The 24,859-nt window shown below is 39.3% G+C and carries 26 protein-coding genes; 21 read left to right on the plus strand and 5 right to left on the minus strand.

The window, feature by feature from the left end; genetic code table 11:
* Window positions 1–199 precede the first annotated feature (199 nt).
* Complete coding sequence (locus R2S57_RS17595; RefSeq protein ID WP_316846263.1) at window positions 200–370, minus strand: hypothetical protein; 171 nt, start codon at window positions 368–370, stop codon at window positions 200–202.
* A 128-nt stretch (window positions 371–498) separates the two neighbouring features.
* Between R2S57_RS17595 and R2S57_RS17600 the strand changes: the two genes are divergently transcribed.
* Both R2S57_RS17600 and R2S57_RS17605 read left to right on the plus strand, forming a co-directional pair.
* A complete protein-coding gene (locus tag R2S57_RS17600; protein ID WP_316846264.1) occupies window positions 499–939 on the plus strand; it encodes a hypothetical protein in 441 nt (146 codons plus the stop codon).
* A 100-nt stretch (window positions 940–1,039) separates the two neighbouring features.
* A complete protein-coding gene (locus R2S57_RS17605; RefSeq protein WP_316846265.1) occupies window positions 1,040–1,495 on the plus strand; it encodes a hypothetical protein in 456 nt (151 codons plus the stop codon).
* A gap of 206 nt (window positions 1,496–1,701) precedes the next feature.
* Here the strand turns inward: R2S57_RS17605 and R2S57_RS17610 are convergent, their stop codons facing one another.
* Window positions 1,702–2,112: a helix-turn-helix transcriptional regulator gene (locus tag R2S57_RS17610; RefSeq protein WP_316846266.1), complete on the minus strand. Its 411-nt coding sequence runs from the start codon at window positions 2,110–2,112 to the stop codon at window positions 1,702–1,704.
* Between the two features lie 796 nt (window positions 2,113–2,908).
* Here R2S57_RS17610 and R2S57_RS17615 point away from each other — a divergent pair.
* From R2S57_RS17615 to R2S57_RS17655, 9 genes are all read left to right on the plus strand, one after another.
* Window positions 2,909–3,142 carry a hypothetical protein gene (locus R2S57_RS17615; protein WP_316846267.1) on the plus strand — a complete coding sequence of 78 codons (234 nt, stop codon included), beginning with the start codon at window positions 2,909–2,911 and terminating at the stop codon, window positions 3,140–3,142.
* Between the two features lie 79 nt (window positions 3,143–3,221).
* Window positions 3,222–3,962, plus strand: coding sequence for a DUF6261 family protein (locus R2S57_RS17620; RefSeq protein ID WP_316846268.1), 741 nt, complete (start codon window positions 3,222–3,224; stop codon window positions 3,960–3,962).
* Between the two features lie 141 nt (window positions 3,963–4,103).
* Window positions 4,104–4,871, plus strand: a complete 768-nt coding sequence (locus R2S57_RS17625; protein WP_316846269.1) for a DUF2310 family Zn-ribbon-containing protein — start codon at window positions 4,104–4,106, stop codon at window positions 4,869–4,871.
* A gap of 808 nt (window positions 4,872–5,679) precedes the next feature.
* The gene (locus R2S57_RS17630) at window positions 5,680–6,297 is read left to right on the plus strand and encodes a hypothetical protein (RefSeq protein WP_316846270.1); all 618 of its coding nucleotides are present in this window, start codon (window positions 5,680–5,682) and stop codon (window positions 6,295–6,297) included.
* A 24-nt stretch (window positions 6,298–6,321) separates the two neighbouring features.
* On the plus strand, window positions 6,322–6,912 hold the full coding sequence (locus R2S57_RS17635) for a hypothetical protein (protein ID WP_316846271.1): 591 nt from the start codon (window positions 6,322–6,324) through the stop codon (window positions 6,910–6,912).
* 310 nt (window positions 6,913–7,222) lie between these two features.
* The gene (locus R2S57_RS17640; protein WP_316846272.1) at window positions 7,223–7,771 is read left to right on the plus strand and encodes a hypothetical protein; all 549 of its coding nucleotides are present in this window, start codon (window positions 7,223–7,225) and stop codon (window positions 7,769–7,771) included.
* A gap of 567 nt (window positions 7,772–8,338) precedes the next feature.
* Window positions 8,339–8,890, plus strand: coding sequence for a DUF2199 domain-containing protein (locus tag R2S57_RS17645; RefSeq protein ID WP_316846273.1), 552 nt, complete (start codon window positions 8,339–8,341; stop codon window positions 8,888–8,890).
* A gap of 77 nt (window positions 8,891–8,967) precedes the next feature.
* The gene (locus R2S57_RS17650; protein ID WP_316846274.1) at window positions 8,968–9,720 is read left to right on the plus strand and encodes a hypothetical protein; all 753 of its coding nucleotides are present in this window, start codon (window positions 8,968–8,970) and stop codon (window positions 9,718–9,720) included.
* Between the two features lie 932 nt (window positions 9,721–10,652).
* The gene (locus R2S57_RS17655; RefSeq protein WP_316846275.1) at window positions 10,653–10,841 is read left to right on the plus strand and encodes a hypothetical protein; all 189 of its coding nucleotides are present in this window, start codon (window positions 10,653–10,655) and stop codon (window positions 10,839–10,841) included.
* Between the two features lie 170 nt (window positions 10,842–11,011).
* Here the strand turns inward: R2S57_RS17655 and R2S57_RS17660 are convergent, their stop codons facing one another.
* A complete protein-coding gene (locus R2S57_RS17660) occupies window positions 11,012–11,584 on the minus strand; it encodes a dihydrofolate reductase family protein (protein WP_316846276.1) in 573 nt (190 codons plus the stop codon).
* A gap of 371 nt (window positions 11,585–11,955) precedes the next feature.
* Between R2S57_RS17660 and R2S57_RS17665 the strand changes: the two genes are divergently transcribed.
* From R2S57_RS17665 to R2S57_RS17710, 10 genes are all read left to right on the plus strand, one after another.
* Window positions 11,956–13,110, plus strand: a complete 1,155-nt coding sequence (locus tag R2S57_RS17665) for a TlpA disulfide reductase family protein (RefSeq protein ID WP_316846277.1) — start codon at window positions 11,956–11,958, stop codon at window positions 13,108–13,110.
* A 419-nt stretch (window positions 13,111–13,529) separates the two neighbouring features.
* The gene (locus R2S57_RS17670) at window positions 13,530–13,946 is read left to right on the plus strand and encodes a hypothetical protein (protein WP_316846278.1); all 417 of its coding nucleotides are present in this window, start codon (window positions 13,530–13,532) and stop codon (window positions 13,944–13,946) included.
* 4 nt (window positions 13,947–13,950) lie between these two features.
* Window positions 13,951–14,427 carry a hypothetical protein gene (locus tag R2S57_RS17675; protein WP_316846279.1) on the plus strand — a complete coding sequence of 159 codons (477 nt, stop codon included), beginning with the start codon at window positions 13,951–13,953 and terminating at the stop codon, window positions 14,425–14,427.
* A gap of 65 nt (window positions 14,428–14,492) precedes the next feature.
* Complete coding sequence (locus tag R2S57_RS17680) at window positions 14,493–15,467, plus strand: hypothetical protein (RefSeq protein ID WP_316846280.1); 975 nt, start codon at window positions 14,493–14,495, stop codon at window positions 15,465–15,467.
* 62 nt (window positions 15,468–15,529) lie between these two features.
* Complete coding sequence (locus R2S57_RS17685; RefSeq protein WP_316846281.1) at window positions 15,530–15,916, plus strand: hypothetical protein; 387 nt, start codon at window positions 15,530–15,532, stop codon at window positions 15,914–15,916.
* A 12-nt stretch (window positions 15,917–15,928) separates the two neighbouring features.
* Window positions 15,929–16,480 (plus strand): hypothetical protein, encoded by a 552-nt coding sequence (locus R2S57_RS17690; protein ID WP_316846282.1) that lies wholly within the window; start codon window positions 15,929–15,931, stop codon window positions 16,478–16,480.
* 27 nt (window positions 16,481–16,507) lie between these two features.
* A complete protein-coding gene (locus tag R2S57_RS17695) occupies window positions 16,508–17,260 on the plus strand; it encodes a hypothetical protein (RefSeq protein WP_316846283.1) in 753 nt (250 codons plus the stop codon).
* Window positions 17,261–17,436: 176 nt separating this feature from the next.
* Window positions 17,437–20,154, plus strand: coding sequence for a DEAD/DEAH box helicase family protein (locus R2S57_RS17700; protein WP_316846284.1), 2,718 nt, complete (start codon window positions 17,437–17,439; stop codon window positions 20,152–20,154).
* Entirely contained in the window at window positions 20,145–20,567 is a 423-nt protein-coding gene (locus tag R2S57_RS17705; RefSeq protein WP_316846285.1) for a hypothetical protein, read from the plus strand. Before R2S57_RS17700 ends, R2S57_RS17705 begins: the two co-directional genes overlap by 10 nt.
* A gap of 1 nt (window position 20,568) precedes the next feature.
* Window positions 20,569–20,853 carry a hypothetical protein gene (locus R2S57_RS17710; RefSeq protein WP_316846286.1) on the plus strand — a complete coding sequence of 95 codons (285 nt, stop codon included), beginning with the start codon at window positions 20,569–20,571 and terminating at the stop codon, window positions 20,851–20,853.
* A gap of 731 nt (window positions 20,854–21,584) precedes the next feature.
* Here R2S57_RS17710 and R2S57_RS17715 read toward each other — a convergent pair.
* Together R2S57_RS17715 and R2S57_RS17720 are read right to left on the minus strand one after the other, a co-directional pair.
* Complete coding sequence (locus R2S57_RS17715) at window positions 21,585–21,947, minus strand: hypothetical protein (RefSeq protein ID WP_316846287.1); 363 nt, start codon at window positions 21,945–21,947, stop codon at window positions 21,585–21,587.
* Window positions 21,948–22,261: 314 nt separating this feature from the next.
* Window positions 22,262–24,712, minus strand: a complete 2,451-nt coding sequence (locus R2S57_RS17720) for a TonB-dependent receptor domain-containing protein (RefSeq protein WP_316846288.1) — start codon at window positions 24,710–24,712, stop codon at window positions 22,262–22,264.
* Between the last annotated feature and the right edge of the window lie 147 nt (window positions 24,713–24,859).

The raw sequence follows: 24,859 nt of genomic DNA on the forward strand, positions 1-24,859 counted from the left end.
TCTTTTCACTTTATGTTTACTAAATTAAACATTGTAAACATAGGAGCTATCGGATAACAAAGCATTTATTCATGCTTTTTTGTTGTTTTATTTGGCATGAATGAACTCTGCTAAAGCTTCGGTTTTGCATACTTTTGATGCCTCAAAAGTTTGATACCCCGCGGCATAGAGCGGGATAAAATTATCGATTAAACTATACCTACTCTTTATCCCCATTGCTCCTCCTCAGCTCATCATAAATTCCCTTCAAAATCTCATTGCGCTGGACATTTGATTTACTGATATTATCCAATCTGCTTAATACAAAATAGATAATGGTAACCACTACCAGAATTTGAATGGTTAAAATTGCGATCGACATGAATCCCATAAGGCGTATATTTTTTTAAACTAAGATAAAGAATAATAGCATCCTGAACCAGGCCCTTACTCAAAAGCAGTTTATCGTCATTTTAAATTACCACCTGAATGTTTATATTTGATCAAAACGCCATCTCAATGAAAAGACAAATCTTACTCACCCTCTCACTCTTAATGCTGATTACCATCAGCCAAAAAGCCAAAGCCCAGGATAGCACAAAAGTAAATGCCCTGGCCGATACCGCCATCTACGATGATAGAATGCCTTCTGAAGGACACCAATACAAGTTCCCGCTATCACCGCTAAGTCAGGACGAGTATACGCAGTTCACTAACAATCAATTTGCAACCTCGGATGTGATTAAAAAAAACAGACTCTATACCAAGTTAGAGGTGACTACGATTGTAGAAAAAGACGGCAGTGTTTCTAAATACACCGTAAAAGGTACAGGCACCGAAGCCATGAAAAATGAAATCGTAAGGATCCTGAAACTCCTGCCGAAAAACACACCCGGCACCACAGATGGGCAACCGGGAAGGTTTCGCCTTCACCAGCCTTTTGAGTTTAAATATGAGTAAAGGTTTGGGATAGGTAAAATTAAATGCACAAGTCATTCATCCCGAGGCCCTACCCACTAAGACTTGCGCTAGTAAAGGATTAACTTAAAAGTTAGAAACTATGAAAAAAATAATTTTTATTCTATTTCTATTCGCCTACGGTAATACTATGGCGCAAACACCAGCACGTACCATCAAAGGATTTCTATCTGATCTGAAGAAAAGTAAATGGAGTTATGATGATATAATAAAAAATCATGTAGCAACTTTGTCCAAAAAAGATACAACAAATAAAAACGACCGTAGTTATCAGGAAGTGAAAGCGGCCTATCTTGAAAGTTTAAAAGAATTAAGCGGCAAACTTGAAACAGTGGAAATTTCATCCGTTGAAGTTAGAAACTATCTCACTGCCCCCGATAGCTTGAAAACAATGGTTCTTGATAATGAAACTCAGAAGACGACATATATTGCATCCGACAGTAAGGGTTTTCTTCAATACTTTCACATGAAGGGTTCAAAAATAGATTCATGGATACGCTTCAAAAACGGTAGATCATTTTTAGGATACGGATTATGAGCTTTTCATAATCATAGTCTTCGTTCAAATTATCAAAGGTTAAATCCAAAGGTGCTTAGAGATTTGCATTCATCCTAAACCCATTCTAGCGCAAGTCTTCGCGCCTTAGCCCATGCAACGGCCAGACTTGTGCTTTGATAAAATACCCTTGATAGATGCTGAAACAAGTTCAGCATGACGATCGCCTTAGGCAAAGCGGCTAAAAACTATCTATTCTTCAACAACTCCACCTTCTCCCGCTCACTGGCCAATAATCTTTCATAAAGTTCTTTATTTGCTTCTAAGGCTTCCATTAACTTATCAAGGGGATTGAAAGTTGGCTGAATGTTTATTGCGTTGATAGTAGAATTGTCATTACTTGTAAACGTATTGGAAATGATATTCAAAACTGTTTCATCAGAGTAGTTTTTAATCGCTTCGGCAGTAACCCCTAAAGCGATTGCTACTTTTGCCAGTGTGGTATCCTCAATTTCTTCGCTCTGCTCTAGCTTGCTAATGGCCTGCTGGCTAATGCCGAGGGCGGCCGCAAGTGCTTCCTGCTTCATTCCGCGGAGTTCGCGGATGCGGCTAATTTTACGGCCGAGATGAATGTTTTTTGTTTTTTCAGAGGTTTCCATAGTCAAATATATTTAAAATAGCTGTAAGTTCTAAATTGGTAACTGGATAAAGGGGTTAACCGGTTAACTGTACAAACTGGTTAACTGCAAAATGCCAACTGTAAACTTATATGTTCCTTATATTTCTTACATGGTTCAATTTAATGCTGGTAAAGCTTTCTCTGATACCCACTCTGTGATCTTCGTGCCTTTTCCCGGTGATCTCTGTGGTTAAAATGCGCCATAGGTTTATAGATAAATTCCAATAACCAGATTTCAATTTTCAAATAAACCCACCACCCGGGATTCCCGCCGACGCCGCAGATTTCCGCAGAGTCACACTCTGTGATCTTCGTGCCTTTTCCCGGTGATCTCTGTGGTTAAAATGCGCCATAGGTTTATAGATAAATTCCAATAACCAGATTTCAATTTTCAAATAAACCCACCGCCTGATTCTCCCGCTGATGCCGCAGAGTCCCACTTTGCGGTACTTTGCACTTTTTTTCTTTGTGCGCTTTGCGGTTAAATAGCCACGCCTGCCTTGCCATTCAGGCTTCACTCTAGCACCCTACCCAACCCCTCAGTTCGTAATGACGTGCCACTATATACTATACATCCAAACCTCCAACCCCAAACCTCCGACTCCTGACCACCCCGCCCAACGCCAAACGCTCTCCCCCCTTGACATTAACTAACCTTTTTATTATTTTAGTACCATTATATCCCTACAACTACTGAGCAGCAGTTTTTCATTACGCCCAGTCCAATCATCCCACATTTTATTAACGGGTTTTATTACCCATAAATTAATTCAGTTATGGCAATAACAGGCATGATTAGGGAACCTCCGCGTTCTGCTAAAGCTGCAGCAGCAGTACAAAAACACTCAGAAAAGCATCTTTTTTGGTTAAAAGGGGCAAATTACTTTGAAACCTTCCTGCTATGGGCAGCGACAAAGCAAAGTTACTTTGAAACCTTCCTGCCGTGGGCAGCGATAAATCAAAGTTACTTTGAAACCCTCCTGCCGTGGGCAGCGGCAAATCAAAGTTAGTTTGAAACCTTCCTGCCGCGGGCAGGGGTAAATCAAAGTAAAATCTACTAAAACAGTAAAAACCACAAAATTAAAACCTATGATTAACAGTATAGTATTACAACCGCTCAGAAATGGAGAGTATATCCAGTTCATGACCGATACCTTAAATATCGTATCGAAAAACAATCCCGAAAAGCTTAAGGTTAGTGCACAGTACGAAGCCTTGCGTGCCGCAACCGATAATGTTGAAAAGCTATTTAAAATCAGTCAGGCCAGTTTGGTAACCGAAGAATTAGAAGCTTTGGATAAACGTAGGGACGATGCCATAAATGGCATTAATTTACATATTCAAAGTTTAACTTATAGTCCGGATGCTGTAATAAACAAACACGCCAAAATCCTATTGGCTCATCTGGCACTATTTGGAACAAGCATAGCAAAAGATAATTACCAGAGCGAAACCACAAGCCTGCGCAATATTGCCAACGATTGGAAAAACAAACCCGAACTGCAGGCGGCGGTAAAGGCTTTAAACCTGGGCAGCTGGTTAACCGAACTCGAAACGGCCAATAACGATTTTAACGCGGCATATGTAAAACGTAACGAAGAACTGGCTACCGCACCAATAGAGAAACTGAAAGAACTGCGCAATATTGCCAACAACCTGTATTACAAATTGCGTACCCGGATAAACTCGAACCTCGATATTAACGATGGTGCCGAGCCATGGGCCGCTACCGTAAACCTGCTTAACCAGAACATCAGCACCTATACACTGTTGCAAACCCGCCGTGCAACAGAAACTGGTGAGGAACCCATTGCGCCAACTACAATTTAATTGTGAACAACCAACAAAAAAGAGCTATAGCGATATAGCTCTTTTTTATTAATTTGGGTGTGATTAACAGGAAAGGATGAGTGATTGTAATGAGGTATCTAAAGGTAGTTAGTCAGCATATTAGCAACAAAAAAAGGCAGCATGTACATTCAGAAACTATCTATCGACATCAAGACCAACATAAATAAGGACGAACTTATTGATGAGTTTGGATTGCTCATGGCTTTTTATCGTGGCAACGGGCAAACACAAGGAAAAATTGAGTCTCAGTATATCGATCACAACAAAATAGTTTGCTTGCCTTTTACTTATGAAAAAAACACATTACATAAAAAAAACAACAACTTTTATGTAAACAGGCAATCGAAGAAATTAGAGGAGCTTTGCAATTCAAAACTGGTATACAAAACAGTTGGTAAAACTTACCAAAGTTATAAGAAACCGTGTACCTGCAAGAAGTCGGATTTTTTTATTCTTGTTACAAATTATATCTCAATCGACTCTCCATTAACCTGTGGTACTTGCTTTAAACTAGTACCGCTCTATAAACTGCCAATTTATTACGACCATGGTTACATGCCAATTTTAAGTTGGGAAACCAACTACATTTCTTGTGATAGTTTACAAATGAACTGCGAGGTTGGAGAAAATTGGGCTTTAAGGCAAATGCAAGAAATTACCTCTCAGCTATCCAAACAAGGGCGTGAAATATGCAGGAAGATTGAAGAACTGACTTCAATTCCAACTTTTTATTATTTACATAATTACAAGAAGTATAAAGGCGACCAACTGACAAGACCTTGCCCAGGTTGTACTCAGAAATGGAACCTAAAAACACCACTGAACAATCAGTATGATTTTAAATGCGACCATTGCAGAATAATTTCAACAATATCATCAAACAGTTAGTTAAAATGCGGGTAAAGTTGCCATTAAATTAATGTATTCATCGCTCAGCCACATCAGTACATATTAAAAACACCAAATGATACCACAATAAAAAAATAGCACCTGGTCAATTGTGACTAGCCCAGGCGCTACCAATTTTTCCTGCACCCTATAATGTGCTCCTTGCTATCTGCACTCTGCAATAGGCTCCCTGCTATCGGGCATCGGAAGTGATGGAAGGAGATCCTTCGACTACGCTCAGGACGTTAAAGCTTTAGCACCCACTTTCAAACTACCATTACCCCGAGGCAGCACGCCCTCCCCGATTTTTCATCGGGGGCTTGTGCTGGCGACCAAAAAAGCTTTGACGAATTTATCCGACATCAGTTCCAAGCCTTGATTTTTGGTTACCTTTATCAAGAAAAAGGTAAGAGCCTCTTCGGCGGCGGTGAGCCGAGGCAAGACTGCGAAGAGGGAAGAATAAGCAAATATTACCTTATAACCACCCCTGCCTGCCAAAAGAACCGACACAAGCTCTCCTCAATAAGGATGGAGTTCCCTCGCTAGGGCAAATCTCAAAATCTGCGTTAATCTGCGCCTTTTTCAATTAAATCTGCGCGAAAAATAGCCCCAAACCCTTCCACTATCCCTCTTCTTCTGCTCGAAATAACGATTAAGCGCCAAACTTATATGGTACTTAAATACCTTATATGGTTAAGCTTTAAAAGATTTAATCCTTTAACCAAAAGCACTCCTTAATATACCCACTAACGGGTATGGCGGAAGATTTGATGAGTACCTAAATTGCGGTATCAAATCAATCCGTATCATGAAAAAATTAATCCTCTCCCTTTTTGTTTTCTTATCGTGTTTCAATTCAATCCAGGCACAAGATATCCCCCGAAGCTGTAAAAACCCGGTAACGCCTTTCGATGAAGTGATGAAAGGAAAAATAACCAGTCAGGTGCGTACGGCGCATCAATACTACATGCACAGTACCGATCCAAATGCAGGAAACACCTATGAACAAAGAACGGCAAAGCTTCAGGCAGCAGTGGTCAAAACTTTTTCAGCCTTCATGGCCGCAAGAAGGGCGGAATACCGTAAAACCATGTGTAATTATTACAAGGTAGATTGGAACCAGCCCGGCAACAGCAGTTCGAGAACATTAACCGTTCAACCCGGCTTTTATCTGATTATAGATTCTTTAAAAAGAACAACCAATGGCGATTGGAAAGGTGGTCCGGTATGGCAACCCACTAAAGACTTTCCCACCTCCATCACCTGGCAAACCGGCGGACATAGAAGAAACAATACCTTCGTCGATATTCAGGCCAGATACCAGGAAGAATACATTAAAGAAGTAATCATTGCGGAATTGAACATAGCCAGAAAAGAGTTAAACGACTTAGGCATCCCGACAGAATTACCACCTTTTTTAGATTAAATTTAATTGTTTAACCCCAAAAATATGCGCTCTGTATTTTTAACTACCTTAATCTCACTCACTACCTTGCTTTCTTATGGTCAGGTAAAAGTGGTGCTTCATTCGGTAGTAGGCTATGGCCAAAACGAAGCATTCGCGCGAAAAGCGGCTGCTGCTTTAGAACATGTTTTGAATTCGGACGAGTTCAAAAGAAAAGTATTGGATACCACTTTTATAAAAACCAAAGGCTATACCAACCAGCAGTTATATGATCGAATCATAAAAGCACACGAGGTTCAAGGCGAGGGCGGACAAGACGGCGTAGTTGATTTACGTGCAAGAACTTTAAGGGTAGATGGCGATGAATCGAATTGGAAAAACAACTGTGAAGGTTCTACACTGGGCATAGATGGAACTGGCGACGGCGTTACCGCTGTTTGTCCGAATAAATTACAAACCTGGGTAACCCAAAATGAGTTAAACGAACTGGCCGGGCATTACGCACATGAATATATGCACATCTTAGGCTTCGACCATCGTAACATGTTGAGGGGACAAAAATGGCGGGAGAAAACTTTTGTTTATGTGATTGGGAATATCGTATCGGACTTAGTTGAAGGAGAAATAGTTCGGTGAAAACGGTCGACAATAATTTAACTAGACATTCCGCACCGCTCAGGCTTGCCGGATCCGATAGCCATAGTACCACAAAGCATTACGGTTAATTATTTTAGGCTGAACCATATAAGACACATAAGGGCATATCAGCTTAAATGGCCTTATGTGTCTTATATGGTAAAGAAGATAGCATAGCGGTAGTCTTTGGTGAAGGTCCATTTAATGATCCTGCTAAACACCTCTTGTAGATCTCATTTGTTAAACTTAAATTTAATTGCGCTAACCTCATTCTTGGTTGCGGCATTATAATATACCATACTTTAACATCTTGAAAAGAACCCTCATCATTTTAATACTCTCGCTGACTTCGGCAGCTTACGCACAAAACAGACCAATGCCAGCTGATGAAGTGCCCGTAATCAAACGCAAGGCACCAACTCCTGATTTACAAAACACCATTATAAATATCATCGAGCGCCAGGTTAATAAAGACTCAATCTATGCCACGCCAGTAAATCATGCTTACACTTTTAGCATCGCGATAGCTTTCGATAGTTTATCGAAAATCGCCAACCTTACTTTTAGCCAAAACATCAATGCGCATCTTGTGGCTATACTCGGTCCAACGGAGCAGCTCAAGGCAAGGATTATACAGGAGTTTAACCGAAGAAATATAAGCATTGATCGAAAATATAACAACAAACTTGTGATCTGGCCGATACTGCTCATGCATAATGACGACGAAAAAATATTAAATCTCTGGGAATTTATACAGGGTTATAACAGTATGGTGCCTGTTTTGAGTACAGCAGATGATAGCAAGCAAAAGGTACTGCTGAAACCTTTTAACTGGATACTTTTTGCTGCTCAACAATGATGGGTAAACAGATTAGCTTAAGTTAGTGCATATGTCTCATGAACATATACATAATTATTATTAGCCTAGCCTACCGAAGTGGGACAAGAAGTTAAAGACATTTATTCTTTGACTACAAATTAAGATTTCTTGGAGAAACTTAGAATGACAGATTGCAGTAGAGGGATCGTCATCCGATAGCTATCGGATGCGAGGAGAAACGACGAAGCAATCTTTTATGTTAGTGATCCTTGCCAGAAAGATTGCTTCGTCGGCTGAAAAAGCCTTCTCGCAATGACGATACTATGAGGGGATTTATCTCCATTCATATTGATTCTTATAAAATAAATTATCCCTCAGGATGACAATTTTACATTTACACCCTCATCTAGCGCAAGTCTAAACGAGGGTTCTAGCAAAGGCCAGACTTGTGCTTATCATAAATCCACACATTAATCACTCTTATAAACATGGGCTGGTAATTGCACATCCAAAGCATTCCCATCCATACCTCTAGTGTGTAAACACTTTCATAATTTGTGTTAAAATAGCTACCTTGGAGCAACAAAATTAACCATCAATCTCATTTTGAAACTATTCTCGTTTTTCAACAAAGCCAAAAAGAAACACAGTTATACCTGTTCTTGCTGCGGTGAGGTGTATAACCAATTGCCCCTATGTTTTGGTTCCGATTATCCTGATTATTATTTCTCTGTTCCACCGGATGAAGTTGCGGAGCGGATCGATATCAACGAAAGTTGGTGTGTGGTAGATCAGGAACATTTCTTTCACCGTGGCCGTATTACCATTCCTATAACCGACCATAGTGAAAATTTAATATTCAATGTATGGACGTCTATAAGTGCTGACAATTTCAATAAAAGGATGGAATTATGGGAGCTTCCAGAAAGAATTAATCATGAACCCTACTTTGGCTGGCTACAAACGATTGTTCCAACCTATGGCGATACCTTGAACATCAGAACCATTGCCATCGAACAACAAGTGGGTATAATCCCTGAGATTAAAGTAATTGAAGAGGAACACGCTTTAACATTTGATCAGGATAATGGCATTACCTACAAGAGAGCGGTAGAAATTGTAGATCAGATCATGAGAACTCAACACAAAGGATCATAGAACAAACCAGTTCATACGTAACGTTTCTAGAATCTCACTAACAAATCGCCTTTTTAGCACATTACATGTTTGCTCTTATGAAAAGCTGTTTAAATATCTTAATACTATTTTTTATGCTAGCAGGTTGTACAAATAAACGCCCTGCTAAAGTTCACTTAACCCAGGAAAATCCGAGTCAAAATTGTAGTTGCACGAAGGATACATTGTTAGCCCAAATTATTTCCTGTAAGCCAAAACTTCTAGATAATGGCGCGAAACTATATTGGAGTTATAACTGCGACTCTTCCTGGTTAACTTTTGAAAACAGCGCTGGAGAGAAAAAAACAATCTTTAAATTAGGTGATGGTTTAGTCCAATTAACCAATCGGCTTGGCCATACAGATTTCAAGGAATTTAGTACGACATTCTTATACACAAACAGGGTTATTTCTGGTTGCTGCGACCCAGACGATTATTACCTGTACAGCAAATCTTCGGGTAAACTCATTAAAAAATTTGGGTCGGCCATTTATGTTTCTGATAATAGTCGAATGCCATTCCTGGTCTCTGTTAGTAATAGTAATTACGACCGTATTTCTAGATTTGATTTTTATTCGCTAAGCCTATATAATATCGACACTCAAAAATCTTTTAAGATCAAAATTAAAAAGGGAGATATCGAAAAAGGCATGAATAATAATAATAATTATATGTTCCCAGAGTTTCTTTTTGATACATGCACAATTGATGACCAAAAGCTTACCATTAGGTATTTTACAGAAAAACATATTAAAGGAACGGAACCAAACTACAAAAGCATAAAAGTAGACTTGAAACAATATCTCCGCTAAGAGTCTACTCCATTAAATGCAAGGCTTAGCGTTCTGTCCTGGTATCTGTGGTTGTTGTTTATAGGCCGAGGAAAAATTGCGCCGTCGAAATTCTTTATAAAATATTTAAACTGTCCTTCGATAGGCTACCATTGACAGAGTCTATTAGAGAGGTCGTCATCCGATAGCTATCGGATGACGATACTATGAGGGTATTTCTCTCCATTAATATCTCCTGTCATTCATATTGATTCTTATAAAATAAATTATCCCTCAGGATGACAATTTTACATTTACACACACTCATCACTTCATCCCCCTCCCTTCACCTTCGCAATAATGCACCTGGTGCTTATATACACCTAGACCTCCGACTCTTAACTAATCACCTACCGATTTGCTACCAGACGTCCGACCTCCGACCCTGCACTCCCGACTAATCGCAATGACTTACCGGTTTGCTATTATACGCCCAGACTTCCGACATCCGACCTCTAACTCCCGACTAATCACAATGACATTTCAATTCTCGTTTGCGTTTTCGAGGCACGAACGATTGTTAAATAGCCCTGATGGAAGTGAACCCCGATTTAAGCACTAGTTTTTGATTTATATTTTGTGCTTGCTTGTTTCACAGGTTTCTTCGGGGGAAACGGATAGCAGGACCGAAGCTAGCCTAAGAATTACCGTCTTTGCGCTCCAAAACCCTTCTCAGGCCAAACCAATCTTTTTCTTGATCTCTATTATACACCCAGCCTTCCGACCTCCGACCCTGCACTCCCGACTCATCGCTATGACTTACCGGCTTGCTATTATACGCCCAGACTTCCGACCTCCGACCCCGGACCTCTGACTCCCGACTAATCTCAATGATGCACAACTCCCCTCTTTTAACAATTACAAAACAATTGCCTTTTAAAAAGGATTGTATTAATACACCAATACCATTTTATATGAAAACGAAAATGATAATCTTAGTTGCCGCCTTGGGTTTAACCTTCTCGGCATGTAGTGGAAATAAAGCAGATGAGAAAAATGCCGACAGCTTGCACCAATACACCGATACCAGTAAGATGGATAGTACACACAACGATTCTACAGCCGATTCGACGACCAATGCGCCTGCCGACGTGAAGCAATAAAGACAATAATCAAACAACTAGCGCTCATGCTGCGGAGTATGGGCGTTTTTTAGCTTATGTCTAACCCTAATCTTTCAACCACTCCGGCTTCGGACTAATTACACCCGAACTTCGGACCTCCAACCCCAGACTAACTCTATGACTCTGGACTTCTGACTCCAGACTTCGGACTAACCAAGCGCTCCTACGTACCGATAAGTATTAATCAGCACACCAGTTGGCGTAGTTTTCGTGTCTACAAAAGCCAGTTCGCGCGCATTGGCAGTATTCGAATAGAAACGTTTGCCACTGCCCAGTAATACCGGGTAAACCATTAAAATCACTTCATCAACCAAGCCTTCTTCGAGTAACACCGCGATCACTGTCGAACTTCCATATACAATCAGGTCGGGGCCATCTGTTGATTTGAGGTCGCGAATGCCCGCAATTACATCTGTACCCAAATCTTTTGCAGGCCCCCATTCGAGGCTTTCTGGCCAGTGGGTAACCACATATTTGGTTGCTGCGTTTAGAGCATTCGCCATTGGGTTATCGCCCGCTTTTGGCCAGTATTGCGTCCAGCTATCGTATGTTTGGCGGCCAATCAGCAGATCGATAGTGGTGCCCTGTGCTTCGAGTACGGCCGTTAAGCCTTCCAAACTTCTGTAAGCATTGGTCCATCCGCCATGTTCGAAACCTGCGCTATTCTCGTGTTGCATCACGCCATCAAGCGAGATGTGTTCCATTATTTTGATCTTTCTCATTTTTTCCTGTGCTCTTAGTAATGATATAAAGGTACGATGAACGCACTTAGCCCCATGAGGGGCAAAAGTGACAATATAAAGGCCTTTTTATGACCATTTTGCATTGATCCATCTTTACACTCCTATTGTAAAAGGGGTTGGAAACGAATGGTTCTGTGCTTTTCGGGGGCTGTAGTCCTGCCATTCGCTACTTCCGATGAAGGATCGGAACCGCTGCTGTCAGGTTTAGAAACTAAGGCCGATAGCTTTTGGGAGGGTTTAACTAGCGATACGCTTTTCCAATTCGCTTACTGAGGGCATTAAGGTTACTACTTCATATCCCAACTAAAACCTTATCTTGTAGCAACTAAATTAACCAGTATCTATAAAGCATGAAATTAAACCTTTCGTTATTTGTTAAAGCATCATTTGCCTTATACTGTGTACTATTTTTAATTGTGCCTCCGATTGCAAATGCCCAGCTGTTAGAAAAATCGGCTCAGAAAATTCTTTCACTTAAAAATTTAAGATATATCGATATAGTTCAAACTAAGTTTTCCTTTCAGGATGACTATTATGCCGATACCATTAAATCTGAAGTTATTATTAAGGGCAGGTCAAAATCTGATGAAGGTTATTTTTATCTAAAAGCAAAGGATGCAACTTACGCTTTCGACGGCAATAAATTAGTTGTATTGTATTTAAAAGACAGTACTTACATTGTTGAGAAGGAAAGCGTTAATGGGCAGAATACCCGAACAATTTTATATTGGGCAAAGCAAATGGCCAAACTATCGAAAAGTATCCCAAATAAAGTGAAACAACTCGGCGATACCACGATTAACAATATCCCCTATCACAATATCCGCATCACCCAAACAGATACCATTATAAATAAGGCTAGTTCTTATAGTATCTATAACTTTATTGTAGATAAAAAAAACGGGCTACCTGTATACATTACCCATAAATTCCTTGGCGAAGCCGACGATGGTTCTGCTTTTGGACTGGTTGAAACGCATACCTACAGCAATTATACCCTTAATCAAAAGCAATTTTCTGATTTATCTACAGCCAGTATACCCAATTATTTTAAACCTCCCGCTAAAAGGAAACCAGTTCAGTTTTTGGAAAACGGTGTTGCCGCACCAACGCTTATTGCCAACGATGCTGATGGTAAAAAACTTAACATAGATGAGTTAAAAGGAAAAACTGTATTAATTAATTTTAGCTTAATCGGTTGTCCGCACTGTGTTGGCGCAGCACAAATGTTAAACCGGTTAAACGAAAAGTATAAAGACAAAAATGTGGTTATCATTAATGTGTATCCGATAGATAAGACGGACGTCATTGCTAAATTTGATCAAAAACAAAATGTAAAAACCATTAGCTATACTTCTGATCGAAGTGTGCAAATTAATTATCCCTTTGATGGGTACCCATCTTTTTATCTGATAGATAAGGAAGGTAATATCGCCGACTCTTATAACGGATTTTACAAAGAACTGGAAACTAAAATCATGCAAAAGATAGAGCGTATATTATAAATAGAGTGAATTAGATTAATAACACTGAGCACTTATGAATTGTCTGTTCGTGAATGAGGGTGATTTTCATTTCTGTGGAAATCTCCTTAATCCGCGGGAGAAAACACAAGAATGGTTTCCTGTAGATTACACAGATCGCAGATTTAAAATTGTCAGCCTGATCCGATAGCTATCGGATGGAGTCGAAGGCCATTTCTGCTAAATTTGCTATGTATCTATCATTTTGAAAACGGGTATTCAATATTTCATAGGTGCTGTAGTCCTGCCATCGCTTATAGTCCTCATTTCGTTTCACTTCATTGCGGGCTATTTAGCTCTGTCAGGTTTATTTAACAACAGGCACTAGCTCTTTTGAAAATCCTGTTCCTGCGATATTACTATTTATTCGTCTTCCAGAGATAAAATATTACATTTATCATATGAAAAATACGCTTCTCATTTTTGCCACATTCTTTATCATCTCCTGCAAGCAACCCATCGCGTTGGCCAACGAAGAATTCTACCTGGTTAAACCTGAAATGAACGGTAAAACCTATGCTCTTGTGCTTTGCAAGTTCGGCAATACAGAAGTGGAGATATTCGCAATGAAAGCTTCATCAATTGGAACAGCTGATTATACCAAGGGTAAATTCACGGTAAATCAGCATCAACTGGTGTTTCCAAAAGGGACATTTAATATGGTAAAAACAAGCAATGGTTATCAGTTATATGCATATCAAATGTTAAAATATCAATTGCTTACTGAGACTGGATATAAAGTATTCAAAACACTTAATAGCGAACAAAACCAGATGTATGTTTCTTTTCGAACCAAGCATTCAATTTTAATGGATTAGCAACGTGACTACAATAATATTTAAAAACTGGACGCTGATAGTCGACGAAGACTATACAAGGTCGACCTATAATTCTGTAAACAACGGTAGCCCTGAAGACTGCAATTGTGTAGAATGTTTAAATTATTTACAGAGTAGGGATGTTGCATTTCCAGAACAAATTAAGCACTTATTCGACCAACTGGGTATTGATTATAAAAAAGAGAGTGAGATTTGGCGAATGTGTAAAGAAAAAAATGGTTACCATCGTTACAGCGTGATCTTTCATTTTAAGGGAAGCTTTAAAGGTAATGATTGTTCAACTCCTTACCCAGGTGGTGGACAAACGATTTTAACTACACCCATTACAGACTCTTTCAATATTGGCTTTACTATGGGTAATGATCTCGCCTATTTTAAAGATAAAGAAGATCTCGTTCAGATTGAAATTGAAACAATGATACCCTGGATGATGGATAGCACTTTAGAAAGTGAATGGTAGTTTGAATGGCAATAATATCCCAAGTCTAATCATTTAAGGGACTTAACTTTACGCTATCAGTGAAAATGAAACGACAAACGATACCGACCAATTTTTTAAAAACCATCTGTTGGGTCGGCAACTCAATTGTCGATTGGACTTCTGCTGGCAAGCGGTATAACCTTGATGGAAAAACAGATCAATTAGGCGAAAATACTTTTGGTTTTGGCGACAGCGCCATTACGTCGAGCGACGGACAATATGCCTTTATTTATCAAAAGCTTGGCACAAAAGGGCTCTTACTTAAAAAGGGAGCGCTTTTGAGGGAAATAAACCGCTCTTACTACTATGCGGATTTCTATGAATACCCTGCGGCATTTGTAACGTTAAATAATAAAACTTTTTTAATTCATTGTCCAACCGAATATTGCAGGCTTGATTTTGAAGAGGTTGAAACAGGTCAAATCATAACGACTATTGAGGGAAGAAGTCCCGATGACTTTTTTCATTCGCGGCTCGAAATCAGCCCAAATGGTAAATACCTGATGAGTAAAGGCTGGTTCTGGCATCCTTTGGGCGCTATCAAAGTATTCGACATTGAGGAATGTATCCAGAACCCCAAACTGCTAGATCAATCTGAAATTTATCCAAACGTTGGCGTTGAAATCTCCACAGCAAGTTTTATTGATGACAGCCGTATACTATTGGGTTCATCAGGTGAGGAGGAAATAGATGAGGATTTATTGGAGAATCTTCCACAAAAACACATTGCCATTTGGGATATTACCTTAGACCAAATTTCTAAACGAGTTAAAATGAATGTTGAATTTGGAAACCTTTTTGCCATTAACGATCAGTATGCCTGGGATCTGTTTAAGTTTCCGAAAATTATAAATCTCGAAACAGGTGAAATAGTAGACCAGGATGAGACTTTGCCTAGCGGATTGCAAAATTCATCAATCATTCATCACATTAAAGAACTTCCGAAAATAGCCTTTAACCAAAAGACCAAACAATTTGCAATAACAAATGGCGATAACATTGAAATTATAGGGCAATAAAAGAAGTACGGCAAAGCAAAAGGATAAACACAAAATATGATCTTAATATAAATTATACAGTTATGAGTTGGGACATTGTAATATTTAACTCCAAGCAAAAAATAAAAGCTATTGAAGAAATTGACGAAGAATTGCTTATACCAGTAGATTTCGGTATCGTTTTGGAAAAGCATTTCACCAACATTACTGCTAGCGAAAATCACAGAGAAATAAAAGGCGAAGGTTACGTTATCGATTATTTTGTTGACAGCGAACCGGTAAGCAATAAAGTATTTAATCTTTATGGCGAAGCCGCACTTTTTGAGTTAATAAGCGTAGCTAAAATTTACCGCTGGCAAATATTCGATACGGGGAAGGGAGAAATGCTCGACCTCGAACATCCTGAAAAAAATGGCTACAGCAATTTCCAAAGTTATCTGCAACAGATTTTAAAAAACACTAACGATTAAATTGTCAAAGTTATGGGAACAACAATCGATAGCTTATCAAATCAAGAATTGGAGCTATATAACTATACTGTATCTCTACAAGAAATGACAGACATGAATGAAATAGAGAAAAAACTCAAGGAGGGCGGTATTTTCCGCAAATATCAACGCATCCACAAAAGCTATCTGGATTTATTTTTCAATACAGCACAAGAAGAAACAAGACTTGAGATTCTAAAGCGTCTGATATTTTTGAATTTGTATGTCGTTGTTGAACCGCCCTGGCTTTCAGGCATTCAAAATCTCGACAGATCAACCGTTTTCAAATCCTTTTCAATCCTAAATGATTATTTAACCAACAATAAAATCGATAAAGAATTTAAATGGATGTTATCGTATTATTCCAGTTGGAAATTCGCCATACTACCCTTTTCGGCAAGCCTTAATGCATTAACAAAATTTGTAAAAGAAGTAGACACTTCTATTTTACATGCGCCTAAAAAAGAACTTCCCAAAGGAACAATGGATAATAGAGGCCAAATGGGGCTGTATTGGATCAGTTATTCCGTAGAAACGAATAAATAAATTAATGGTTAAAAGAAATTTAACGATATGCCAATCATCAGAATCTCCGATCAAAAGAAAAAAACACTTGAAGAATTCTATCAGGAACTAACAAACGAAAAAGCGACCATTACGGAGAAACTCATAGGGAAAACGATGCTTTCTTTTCTTTCGATGGTAAATACTACATTTTTCGATACAACAATATATGGTTGTACATCGCATTATTCACTCTGTATACAAGCTGAAGATCATTGGGAAAGTGGCTGGGATATTGTTATTCAAACTTATGGTGACCAAAAATTTCAGTTCGAATATAAAATGCCTGAGGCCATAAGTCCTTGGAGATATGCAACTGTAAAAGGGCAAGCCAATACCATTGAAGAGGCTAGAAATTTCTTGATCATTGCGATGACAGAAAGTGGCGGATGGGCCGATAATAAAGAATTAAGAAATTTATATCATAAACTTAAAGGTATAAAAACTGAGAATCACAAATTTAAATTGTGGTTAGAATTTGAGGAGGTAGCGCCTGAAGACTGGAATATAGATGATGAGGGCTGTAATATTCACGTTGATATGGAAGATGGGCGGCATTATGGCTTAAATATCTGGACGTATAAATTCTTAGAGAAAGTTGTTCATCAAGACAGCGCAACTGGTCAAAATTTAGGTGGCAGTTACCAGATACCGCCTGATCTGCTTGTGAAAGAACTGACAAGAGCATGCATCGAAAAAACTATTGAAGATTTACTAAGAATTGGTGACTTGGAAAAAGTACTGAATCGAAGTATATTGTAGTCGGGTCAAAAATTTTTAAAATAATCTTGTAAATAATCAACGTGCAATGAATCCAACTATAATTATATGAATAGTAAGGTAAACTTTCTTATCGAAAAAGACAAAGCGATGTAACAGACGATAAATCTGATGATCTAAAAAATTAAAGCCCCAAAGTATACTAAAGCTGCGAAACCTTGACCTCTTATCCTGAAGAAATACAATTTACATCCAGTTGGCGAAAATATCAGCAACGTGTTCTCGATCATTTAGACGATTACATCGCAAACCGACATCTACATATCATCGCACCACCTGGTTCGGGAAAAACGGTTTTAGGACTAGAAGTAGCCATTCGCCTAAATAAACCGACTTTGATTCTGGCACCAACCATTGCCATCCGTAATCAATGGATACAGCGTTTTTGTGATCTTTTCCTTCAGGTTGAGGTTATACCCGATTGGGTTTCGAAAGATATCAGAGACCCCAAATTTATGACTGTGGTTACTTTTCAAGGTCTGCATGCAGCCTGTAATAATTTACGTGTTCAGGAAGAGGAAATTGATGAAGAAGAAGACGAGGAGGAAACGATAAAATCATCCAATCCTAATCTCGATAATATAGTAAGCGGATTAAAATCGCAGAACATTAACACGATTGTAGTGGATGAAGCCCATCACTTAAAAAATGAGTGGTGGCAAACCTTAACCAAAGTAAAAGAAAAACTCGATCCAATTATTGTTGGCTTAACAGCCACACCACCGTACGACGTTACACCAGCTGAATGGTTACGATACATCGAATTTAATGGCCCGGTTGATGCCGAAATATCAGTACCCGAATTGGTAATTGAGGGCGATTTATGCCCGCATCAGGATTATGTTCATTTTACCTTTCCAACCGCAGCAGAAAATGAAAATATCATCAAATTCAGGGCAGACATCGAATTACTGTTTCATGAAATTAAGCATGACGAAACGCTTATAAAGGCCATTGAAAATCATCCCATATGGATACATCCAACCGAACACCTCGAATGGATCTATACTAATCTTTCTTGCTATTCGGCATGTTTAATTTTTCTTCATGCCAATGGCAGAGAAATCCATGAACTCCATATCAAGGTGATAGGCGATCCAAAATTAGAAATCCCACCATTGGACTACAATTGGCTGGAGACACTTTTGGATTTCTATTTATTTCAGGAAAAGGAACGTTTCAAGGCATTGGACGAACATCGGAAGCAATTGGAAACAAAGTTGAGGCGATGTGGTGCTATGGAGAAAAGACAGATCAATTTCTCTAATAATAAACGGATTACAAGCTTCTTAACTTCAAGCATAAGCAAACTCAGTGGAATTAACCGCATTGTAGATTTCGAGTTTAAGCACTTAGCCCATCATTTAAGAATGGTTATCCTTTCAGATTATATCCGCAAAGAATTCTATATCAATTCATCAGAGAATCAGATAGAATTAACCAAAATGGGTGTAATTCCTATTTTCGAAAAACTAAGACGAGAAAACACAAACGATAAAAAAATAGGTGTGCTTACCGGTTCGATGGTAATTATTCCAAAAGCCGCATGTAAAGCATTTGAAACAAAAGCAATTAAACGGGGCATTACCAAAATCACCCTATCTCCTGTTCCTTTCGATCATGATTATATCTTCATCGAGCAAACAGAACAAGTTAAAAATGACCTGATCCGTCTCGTAACCGCAATTTTCGAGGAAGGAGAAATTGAAGTATTGATCGGAACGAAATCTTTACTTGGCGAGGGATGGGATGCCCCAGCCATCAATTCGTTAATATTGGCGAGCTTTGTTGGATCTTTTGTTTCTTCCAATCAGATGCGCGGCAGAGCCATCAGAACACAAAATGGAAATACGGATAAGACAGGAAATATCTGGCATCTGGTAACAATAGATCCCACAGCCAAAACAGGAGGGGATGATTTTGATCTGTTAAAAAGGCGTTTCAAAAGTTTTGTTGGCGTTTCCTTTAAACAGGAACCTAGTATTGAGAACGGGCTGAACAGATTAAATTTGCCCGAGAACATTAACCAGATAGCAGAAGCAGAGAAAAAGAATATAGAAATGTTCGCCTACGCTGCCGATAGGAAAAGTTTAAAAAAACGTTGGGAAACTGCGCTCGAAGTAGGTGTCAATCTTATCGAAGAAATTAAAATTCCATTTCAGGAAGAGGAAGAATATCAAAAAGTTAAAGCTATGTACCTGAATAAAACAATTGCCAATCTTGTGGCTACTTTAGGATCAGGTTTGGCTGGTTTCGGACTTCAAAGCCTGGAAATCCTTCTTAGAGGAAGCAGGAATCTTAAATCGGCACATGATCTGTACATACTGCTGGGCATTATTGGTACTATTGGGATAATCATATTCGGCCGTTTAACCTACAAAACTCTAACCCTTTATATAAAATACCGAGATATTTCAAAAGATATTCACCAAATTGGACAAGCACTTCTGAGTGCACTAGCTAAGGCAGGGGCAATCCAAACCGATGCTTCACAAATTTATGTTCAAAGTGAGATAGACCAATATGGCGCCATTTTTTGCCATTTAGAAGGCGGAACCACTTTTGAAAAATCAACCTTCATTAACGCACTACAGGAAGTAATTGCACCTATTGACAATCCACGCTACGTAATTATCAGGAAAAACAAATTTATGTTGTTTGTAAGGCAGAAAGATTACCATGCCGTACCAGAGCTTATCGGAAGAAATAAAAACCTGGCTGAATACTTCAAATATCAGTGGGAGCTAGGTGTAGGTGCTTGCGATTTAATATTTACCCGTAGCGTTGAAGGCAGAAAATTGATCTTACAATCAAGGATAAAATCATTGGCCGCACAGTTTCAAAGCAAAGTGGAGCATGTAAATAAATGGAGATAGATCAAGAAAAACCAATGACGGAAATTGAAGCAATTTTAAATCCTACATTTTTGTTAAATCTTGTTGCGATCGAAACAATCCAATACTATACTACAATCGACACTTCCATTAAAAATGAGAGACTGGAGAGTAAGGTTGAATTAAAGGTGATGTTAATAGAACCAGGCAGTGGCGAACTTGAATTGAATGAAAATATCTACGAATTAATATTAACCCATGTTACGAGCTATCAAATCGATTTTTCTAACGAAGATGAAAGGACATTCGAATTTGATACAGACGAAGTAAGACTGGAAAGAGATGTCAAATCTGCAGGCATATATACATTAAGTTTTATAAATACATCAGTAGAGGTGCATATAAAGTTTAGTGGCTTAGCGATAAAACTGTTGTCGTGTAATCGAAAGAAATAATATGATGAATGACTTTCAAATAAAAGATTTTATAGCAATACACAATGTACATCAAACATTCACCAAATCTTTCAACTCTTTATTAAATCAAAATACGGCCGAAGATTTAAATATAAACGATAAAAACGTATCGATTGATGTTGAAAACCTGGAATTTGAGTTGCCTGGTGATGATGTTATTGCTTTCAAAAGTGATATCAATCGAGATGGAAATAAAATAGGTTATTACAGGTTGGTTTTTGCATTAAATGGCAAATTACTAGATGATTATTTTGTGATTTATTAAGCGCTAAGTTCTTACACGGATTATAAATTGTCAGTCTGAGCGTAGTCGAAGACACCCAACTTTATATTCTCTGTGCCTTTCTCTTCTTTAATTTCTGCGCTAATCATCTTAAATTTGCGGGAACAATTACCCTTTAGGTTTTCCCGCAGATTACACAGATATACGCAGATTTAAGCCAAGCTCTGATTTCTCTATAACAATACACTTTGCACTATTATACATATTGCATAACTTTTCCCCAATTTAAATTAAGCCCAATGAACCTTCTTCCAACCCATACATGTCCTTCCTGTGGTGAATTACATCATGACTGGCCTGCACTGGCGTCGGCTGGAGTCGAAGACCATCCCAAGCTTAGTGTTCTTTGTGCACGCTGTGGTAAAAAGATCCTTCGACTACGCTCAGGATGACAAACCGAGTGACGATAAATAAGCTACGGGTTTGTTCTGCAAATCAAAGAAAATGGCGCAGATTAAATAGGTTTCTCTTTATAGATTGTCAGTCTGATCCGATAGCTATCGGATGTAGTTGAAGGCCTCCCAGCTCTGTGTCCTCCGCGCCTTTCTTTGTGTACTCCTGTGGTTAAAAAAGAGGTAAAATGGATGATGGATTTGGTTCAGCGTAAATCTGCGTAATCAGCGGGAGACAGTAGGCCAGGAGATGGAGTCGAAGACCAACCAACTTTGCGTCCTCTGCACCTTTTCTCTGCGAACTTTGCGGTTAAACCACGATTACTCTGTTAACTTCCTTTTAATTCCTTCAGTCAGTTTCCTTACGCTCATATAACCAGCCGAAGAGCTGTTCCTTTTATCAAAGTCGATCACTAACCAGCCCTTTTTGGCTTTAAGGTTAAACTTATCGCTGCCATTTACATTCACCAACAGATCGATATTCTGATCCAACGGAAGTTCGTTGTTTAAGGCGCTGTCGAGATATTTTTCGAGTTTGCCTGTTTTGTTCTCATCGTATTCCGCCTCAAATTTAAAATTGGTGGTGTTATCCAATGTGCTAAGTGATAAATGTCCTCCACTGTTGTGGCATCCGTAGCCTAAAGTGGTAACTAAAATTGCGATACTGTAGAATATTTTTTTCATTTTTTTATTGGTTAATTGTTTTTTTCATCCCCCTACCCCCTTCAAAGGGGGACGGACTCCGTTTTTCATCGAAACTTTTGACCTTCTCCCTGCCCCCTTCAAAGGGGATGGACTGGGTTTTCATCCAGACTTCTGACCTCCGACCCCGGATTTTCTCACTCCAAACTCCGGACTTAAGACTCATCCCCCTACCCCCTTCAAAGGGGATGGACTGGGTTTTCCCCCAGACTTCTGACCTCCGACCCCGGACTTTCCGACCCCAAAACCCAAACTTCATCCCCCTACCCCCTTTAAAGGGGGACTTAGATTCAAGACTAACCGCCTCCGGCTCTTCCTTTCATATCATCCGTAGCGGTATTTCTAGATCGTGCTGATTTTACATTCTGGTTTCCGAAGTTATAACTGATGCTGAAGTTTGCCCTTCTGCTGGTATAATGGTTTACTACGTTCATGTTGATGTTCTGGTAAACCAGTTTGCCTTCCCAGTGGTTGGTGAGCAGAATATCGTCCATATTTAAGCGTAATTTAAGTTTTTTGTCCATTAAAGTTTTCTGGATTCCGGCATTTAAGGCGCCCTGATAAATGGTCGTCTGTTCTACGCCGTTTACCCTTGGCGAGTTGAGCCAGGCACTAATTTCGAAACTAAAGTTCTGAGGTAAGGTAAAAGAGTTGGAAGTAAAAAGATTTACCGCAGCCTTGCCTGAACTGAAGGCTGCACCTTCAATATTTCCATCGTTAAATTTGCTATAGTAAACACTTACATTATTTTGAATGTTCCACCACTTGGTCACCTTGATCGGAATGTATAAATCGGCAGAGTAATTCTGGAAACGGCCCAGGTTCTGGCGGATTACACTGATTACCCGTGTGGCATCATCCTGTTTGCTGATTTGCGTAATCATATCCCTGGTGTTCGAATAATTCAGCGAGAAAGAAATTTCCTTATAGCTATAGCTGATCTGATAATTATCGGTAAACTGAGGTTTAAGATAAGGATTGCCCTGATCAACTGCCAAAGGATCCATATAAAACACAAAGGGATTAAGCTGTTGGTAATTTGGGCGGTCTACCCTTCTGCCATAAGAATAACGGATGTTGTGGTTTTCGCTGATCTTCTGATTCACAAAGATCGTTGGAAATAGCGAAAGATAACTCCGGTCTACCTCTTTCTGGTCGGTAACCGAAGTGCCGTTCGAATGGGTATGTTCTGCACGTAAGCCCAGCTGCAACTGCCATACCTTCCACTCTTTCGAGAAGCTCCCATAAATGGCATTGATGTTTTCTTTATACACAAAGTTGTTCGATTTGCCCAAATCGTTTTGCCATATGCCACCAATCAACTGCTCCGAAATAAAATCGTTATTGGTAAGCACATAGCTGCTTTTTAAGCCTGCTTCTAACTTTGAGGTTTTAGAAAGCGGTAAAGTGAAATCCGTTTTTGCCGCATATACATTAATCTCGGCATCTGTATTGTTTCTCAAAGTGGTTTTATTGGTCGAGCTGCCGCCGCTGTTTAAATAATTGGCCAGGAAGTTTTCGTCTTTTTTATTGCTGAAACCCGAATAATCCATATCGAAAGTCAAACCCATACCTTTTTTATCGAAATCGTGTTTGATGTTAAAGTTGGCTGTTAAGTTACCCACTGGAGAACTTGAATTGGCATCCTGTAAAATATAACTGAGGTTCGACGCACCATTCTGCACCGCACTAATATTCGTATTGCTAAAATTGGTGAGCTTGGTATTTACGGTATTGACATCTAACATTACCCCGAAAACTGTCTTTTCGGAAGCATAATAATCTGCACCCAATTTCCCCTGAAAACCAAGGCCTTTGTTTTTGCGGTCGAAGTTTTGCGTTAGTGAACTGGCCAAACCTTCTGATAAGGTGGTTCGGGTTAAAAACGTGTTGTTAAACTGGGCTTTACGTGCCACGGCCCCGTTGCCGAAGATATTCCATTTGCCTTGCCGGTGGTTTAAATTCAGGTTTACGCCTACACGGAACAAATCGCTTGGCGAATCGGGCATAATACCCTGTCCTGTATTTACAGAAAGCGTACCATTGGTACCATAAGCTTTGTTGCGTTTTAACTTGATGTTGATGATCCCTGCGTTTCCTGCAGCATCATATTTTGCAGATGGATTCGTAATCAGTTCGATCGTAGCAATCTGATCGCTGCTCATGTTGCTTAATAAAGTGGTAATATCAGCACCAGAAAGGAAGTTCGATTTTCCATCAATCATTACCATCACACCGCTTTTATTGTTCAGTTTAATCTGGTCGCTCTGGCGGTCGATCTGTACCCCCGGGGCTTTCTCTAAAACCTCCAAAGCTGTTCCGCCTGTAGCAATAATGCTGTTCTCTACATTCAGCACTGTTTTATCAATCTGGTGTTCGATAAAAGGTTTTTTGCCCTGCACGCTCACTTCTTTTAACTGTTTGCTTACACTTTCGATGCTGATAGCTGGCAGATTTATATCTCCATTAATTGAAAAATGCTCCGTTTTTTTACTTTTAAAACCCACAATCGAAATTGAAAGCAAATATTCGCCGCTCTTCAACTGGTCGATTGTAAACGCTCCCTCGATATTTGTCGATACACTTTTAACCACCGTGGTATCGGGATAATTTAACACCCTAACAATGGCAAACGACACCGGAACAGTCTTTTCATCGATGATCTTCCCCGACAGCATATTTAATTTTTGGGCAAAAGATGCCCCACATGCGATAAAGCATGCCATTAGCGTAAATAATGTTTTCATGGTTTTTTTCTTTTTAAGCGTTTCGTTTTTTTCATCCCCCTACCCCTTTAAAGGGGGACGGGCTTAGTTTTTCGCCCAGACTTTCCGACCTCTGACTTTCCGACTCCAAACCTAGGCTTCATCCCCCTACCCCCTTCAAAGGGGGAC

Origin of the sequence: Pedobacter psychrodurus (assembly GCF_032678585.1) — a bacterium.
Taxonomy (GTDB): domain Bacteria; phylum Bacteroidota; class Bacteroidia; order Sphingobacteriales; family Sphingobacteriaceae; genus Pedobacter; species Pedobacter psychrodurus_A.

Excerpts from the sequence above, each read along its gene's own strand:
- R2S57_RS17670 (WP_316846278.1), top strand. The coding sequence starts at position 13,530 with ATGAAAAATACGCTTCTCATTTTTGCCACATTCTTTATCATCTCCTGC.
- R2S57_RS17610 (WP_316846266.1), bottom strand. The coding sequence starts at position 2,112 with ATGGAAACCTCTGAAAAAACAAAAAACATTCATCTCGGCCGTAAAATT.
- R2S57_RS17710 (WP_316846286.1), top strand. The coding sequence starts at position 20,569 with ATGATGAATGACTTTCAAATAAAAGATTTTATAGCAATACACAATGTA.
- R2S57_RS17630 (WP_316846270.1), top strand. The coding sequence starts at position 5,680 with ATGAAAAAATTAATCCTCTCCCTTTTTGTTTTCTTATCGTGTTTCAAT.
- R2S57_RS17680 (WP_316846280.1), top strand. The coding sequence starts at position 14,493 with ATGAAACGACAAACGATACCGACCAATTTTTTAAAAACCATCTGTTGG.
- R2S57_RS17650 (WP_316846274.1), top strand. The coding sequence starts at position 8,968 with ATGAAAAGCTGTTTAAATATCTTAATACTATTTTTTATGCTAGCAGGT.
- R2S57_RS17660 (WP_316846276.1), bottom strand. The coding sequence starts at position 11,584 with ATGAGAAAGATCAAAATAATGGAACACATCTCGCTTGATGGCGTGATG.
- R2S57_RS17635 (WP_316846271.1), top strand. The coding sequence starts at position 6,322 with ATGCGCTCTGTATTTTTAACTACCTTAATCTCACTCACTACCTTGCTT.
- R2S57_RS17655 (WP_316846275.1), top strand. The coding sequence starts at position 10,653 with ATGAAAACGAAAATGATAATCTTAGTTGCCGCCTTGGGTTTAACCTTC.
- R2S57_RS17720 (WP_316846288.1), bottom strand. The coding sequence starts at position 24,712 with ATGAAAACATTATTTACGCTAATGGCATGCTTTATCGCATGTGGGGCA.
- R2S57_RS17665 (WP_316846277.1), top strand. The coding sequence starts at position 11,956 with ATGAAATTAAACCTTTCGTTATTTGTTAAAGCATCATTTGCCTTATAC.
- R2S57_RS17625 (WP_316846269.1), top strand. The coding sequence starts at position 4,104 with ATGTACATTCAGAAACTATCTATCGACATCAAGACCAACATAAATAAG.
- R2S57_RS17705 (WP_316846285.1), top strand. The coding sequence starts at position 20,145 with ATGGAGATAGATCAAGAAAAACCAATGACGGAAATTGAAGCAATTTTA.
- R2S57_RS17620 (WP_316846268.1), top strand. The coding sequence starts at position 3,222 with ATGATTAACAGTATAGTATTACAACCGCTCAGAAATGGAGAGTATATC.
- R2S57_RS17685 (WP_316846281.1), top strand. The coding sequence starts at position 15,530 with ATGAGTTGGGACATTGTAATATTTAACTCCAAGCAAAAAATAAAAGCT.
- R2S57_RS17605 (WP_316846265.1), top strand. The coding sequence starts at position 1,040 with ATGAAAAAAATAATTTTTATTCTATTTCTATTCGCCTACGGTAATACT.
- R2S57_RS17690 (WP_316846282.1), top strand. The coding sequence starts at position 15,929 with ATGGGAACAACAATCGATAGCTTATCAAATCAAGAATTGGAGCTATAT.
- R2S57_RS17695 (WP_316846283.1), top strand. The coding sequence starts at position 16,508 with ATGCCAATCATCAGAATCTCCGATCAAAAGAAAAAAACACTTGAAGAA.
- R2S57_RS17615 (WP_316846267.1), top strand. The coding sequence starts at position 2,909 with ATGGCAATAACAGGCATGATTAGGGAACCTCCGCGTTCTGCTAAAGCT.
- R2S57_RS17595 (WP_316846263.1), bottom strand. The coding sequence starts at position 370 with ATGGGATTCATGTCGATCGCAATTTTAACCATTCAAATTCTGGTAGTG.
- R2S57_RS17600 (WP_316846264.1), top strand. The coding sequence starts at position 499 with ATGAAAAGACAAATCTTACTCACCCTCTCACTCTTAATGCTGATTACC.
- R2S57_RS17715 (WP_316846287.1), bottom strand. The coding sequence starts at position 21,947 with ATGAAAAAAATATTCTACAGTATCGCAATTTTAGTTACCACTTTAGGC.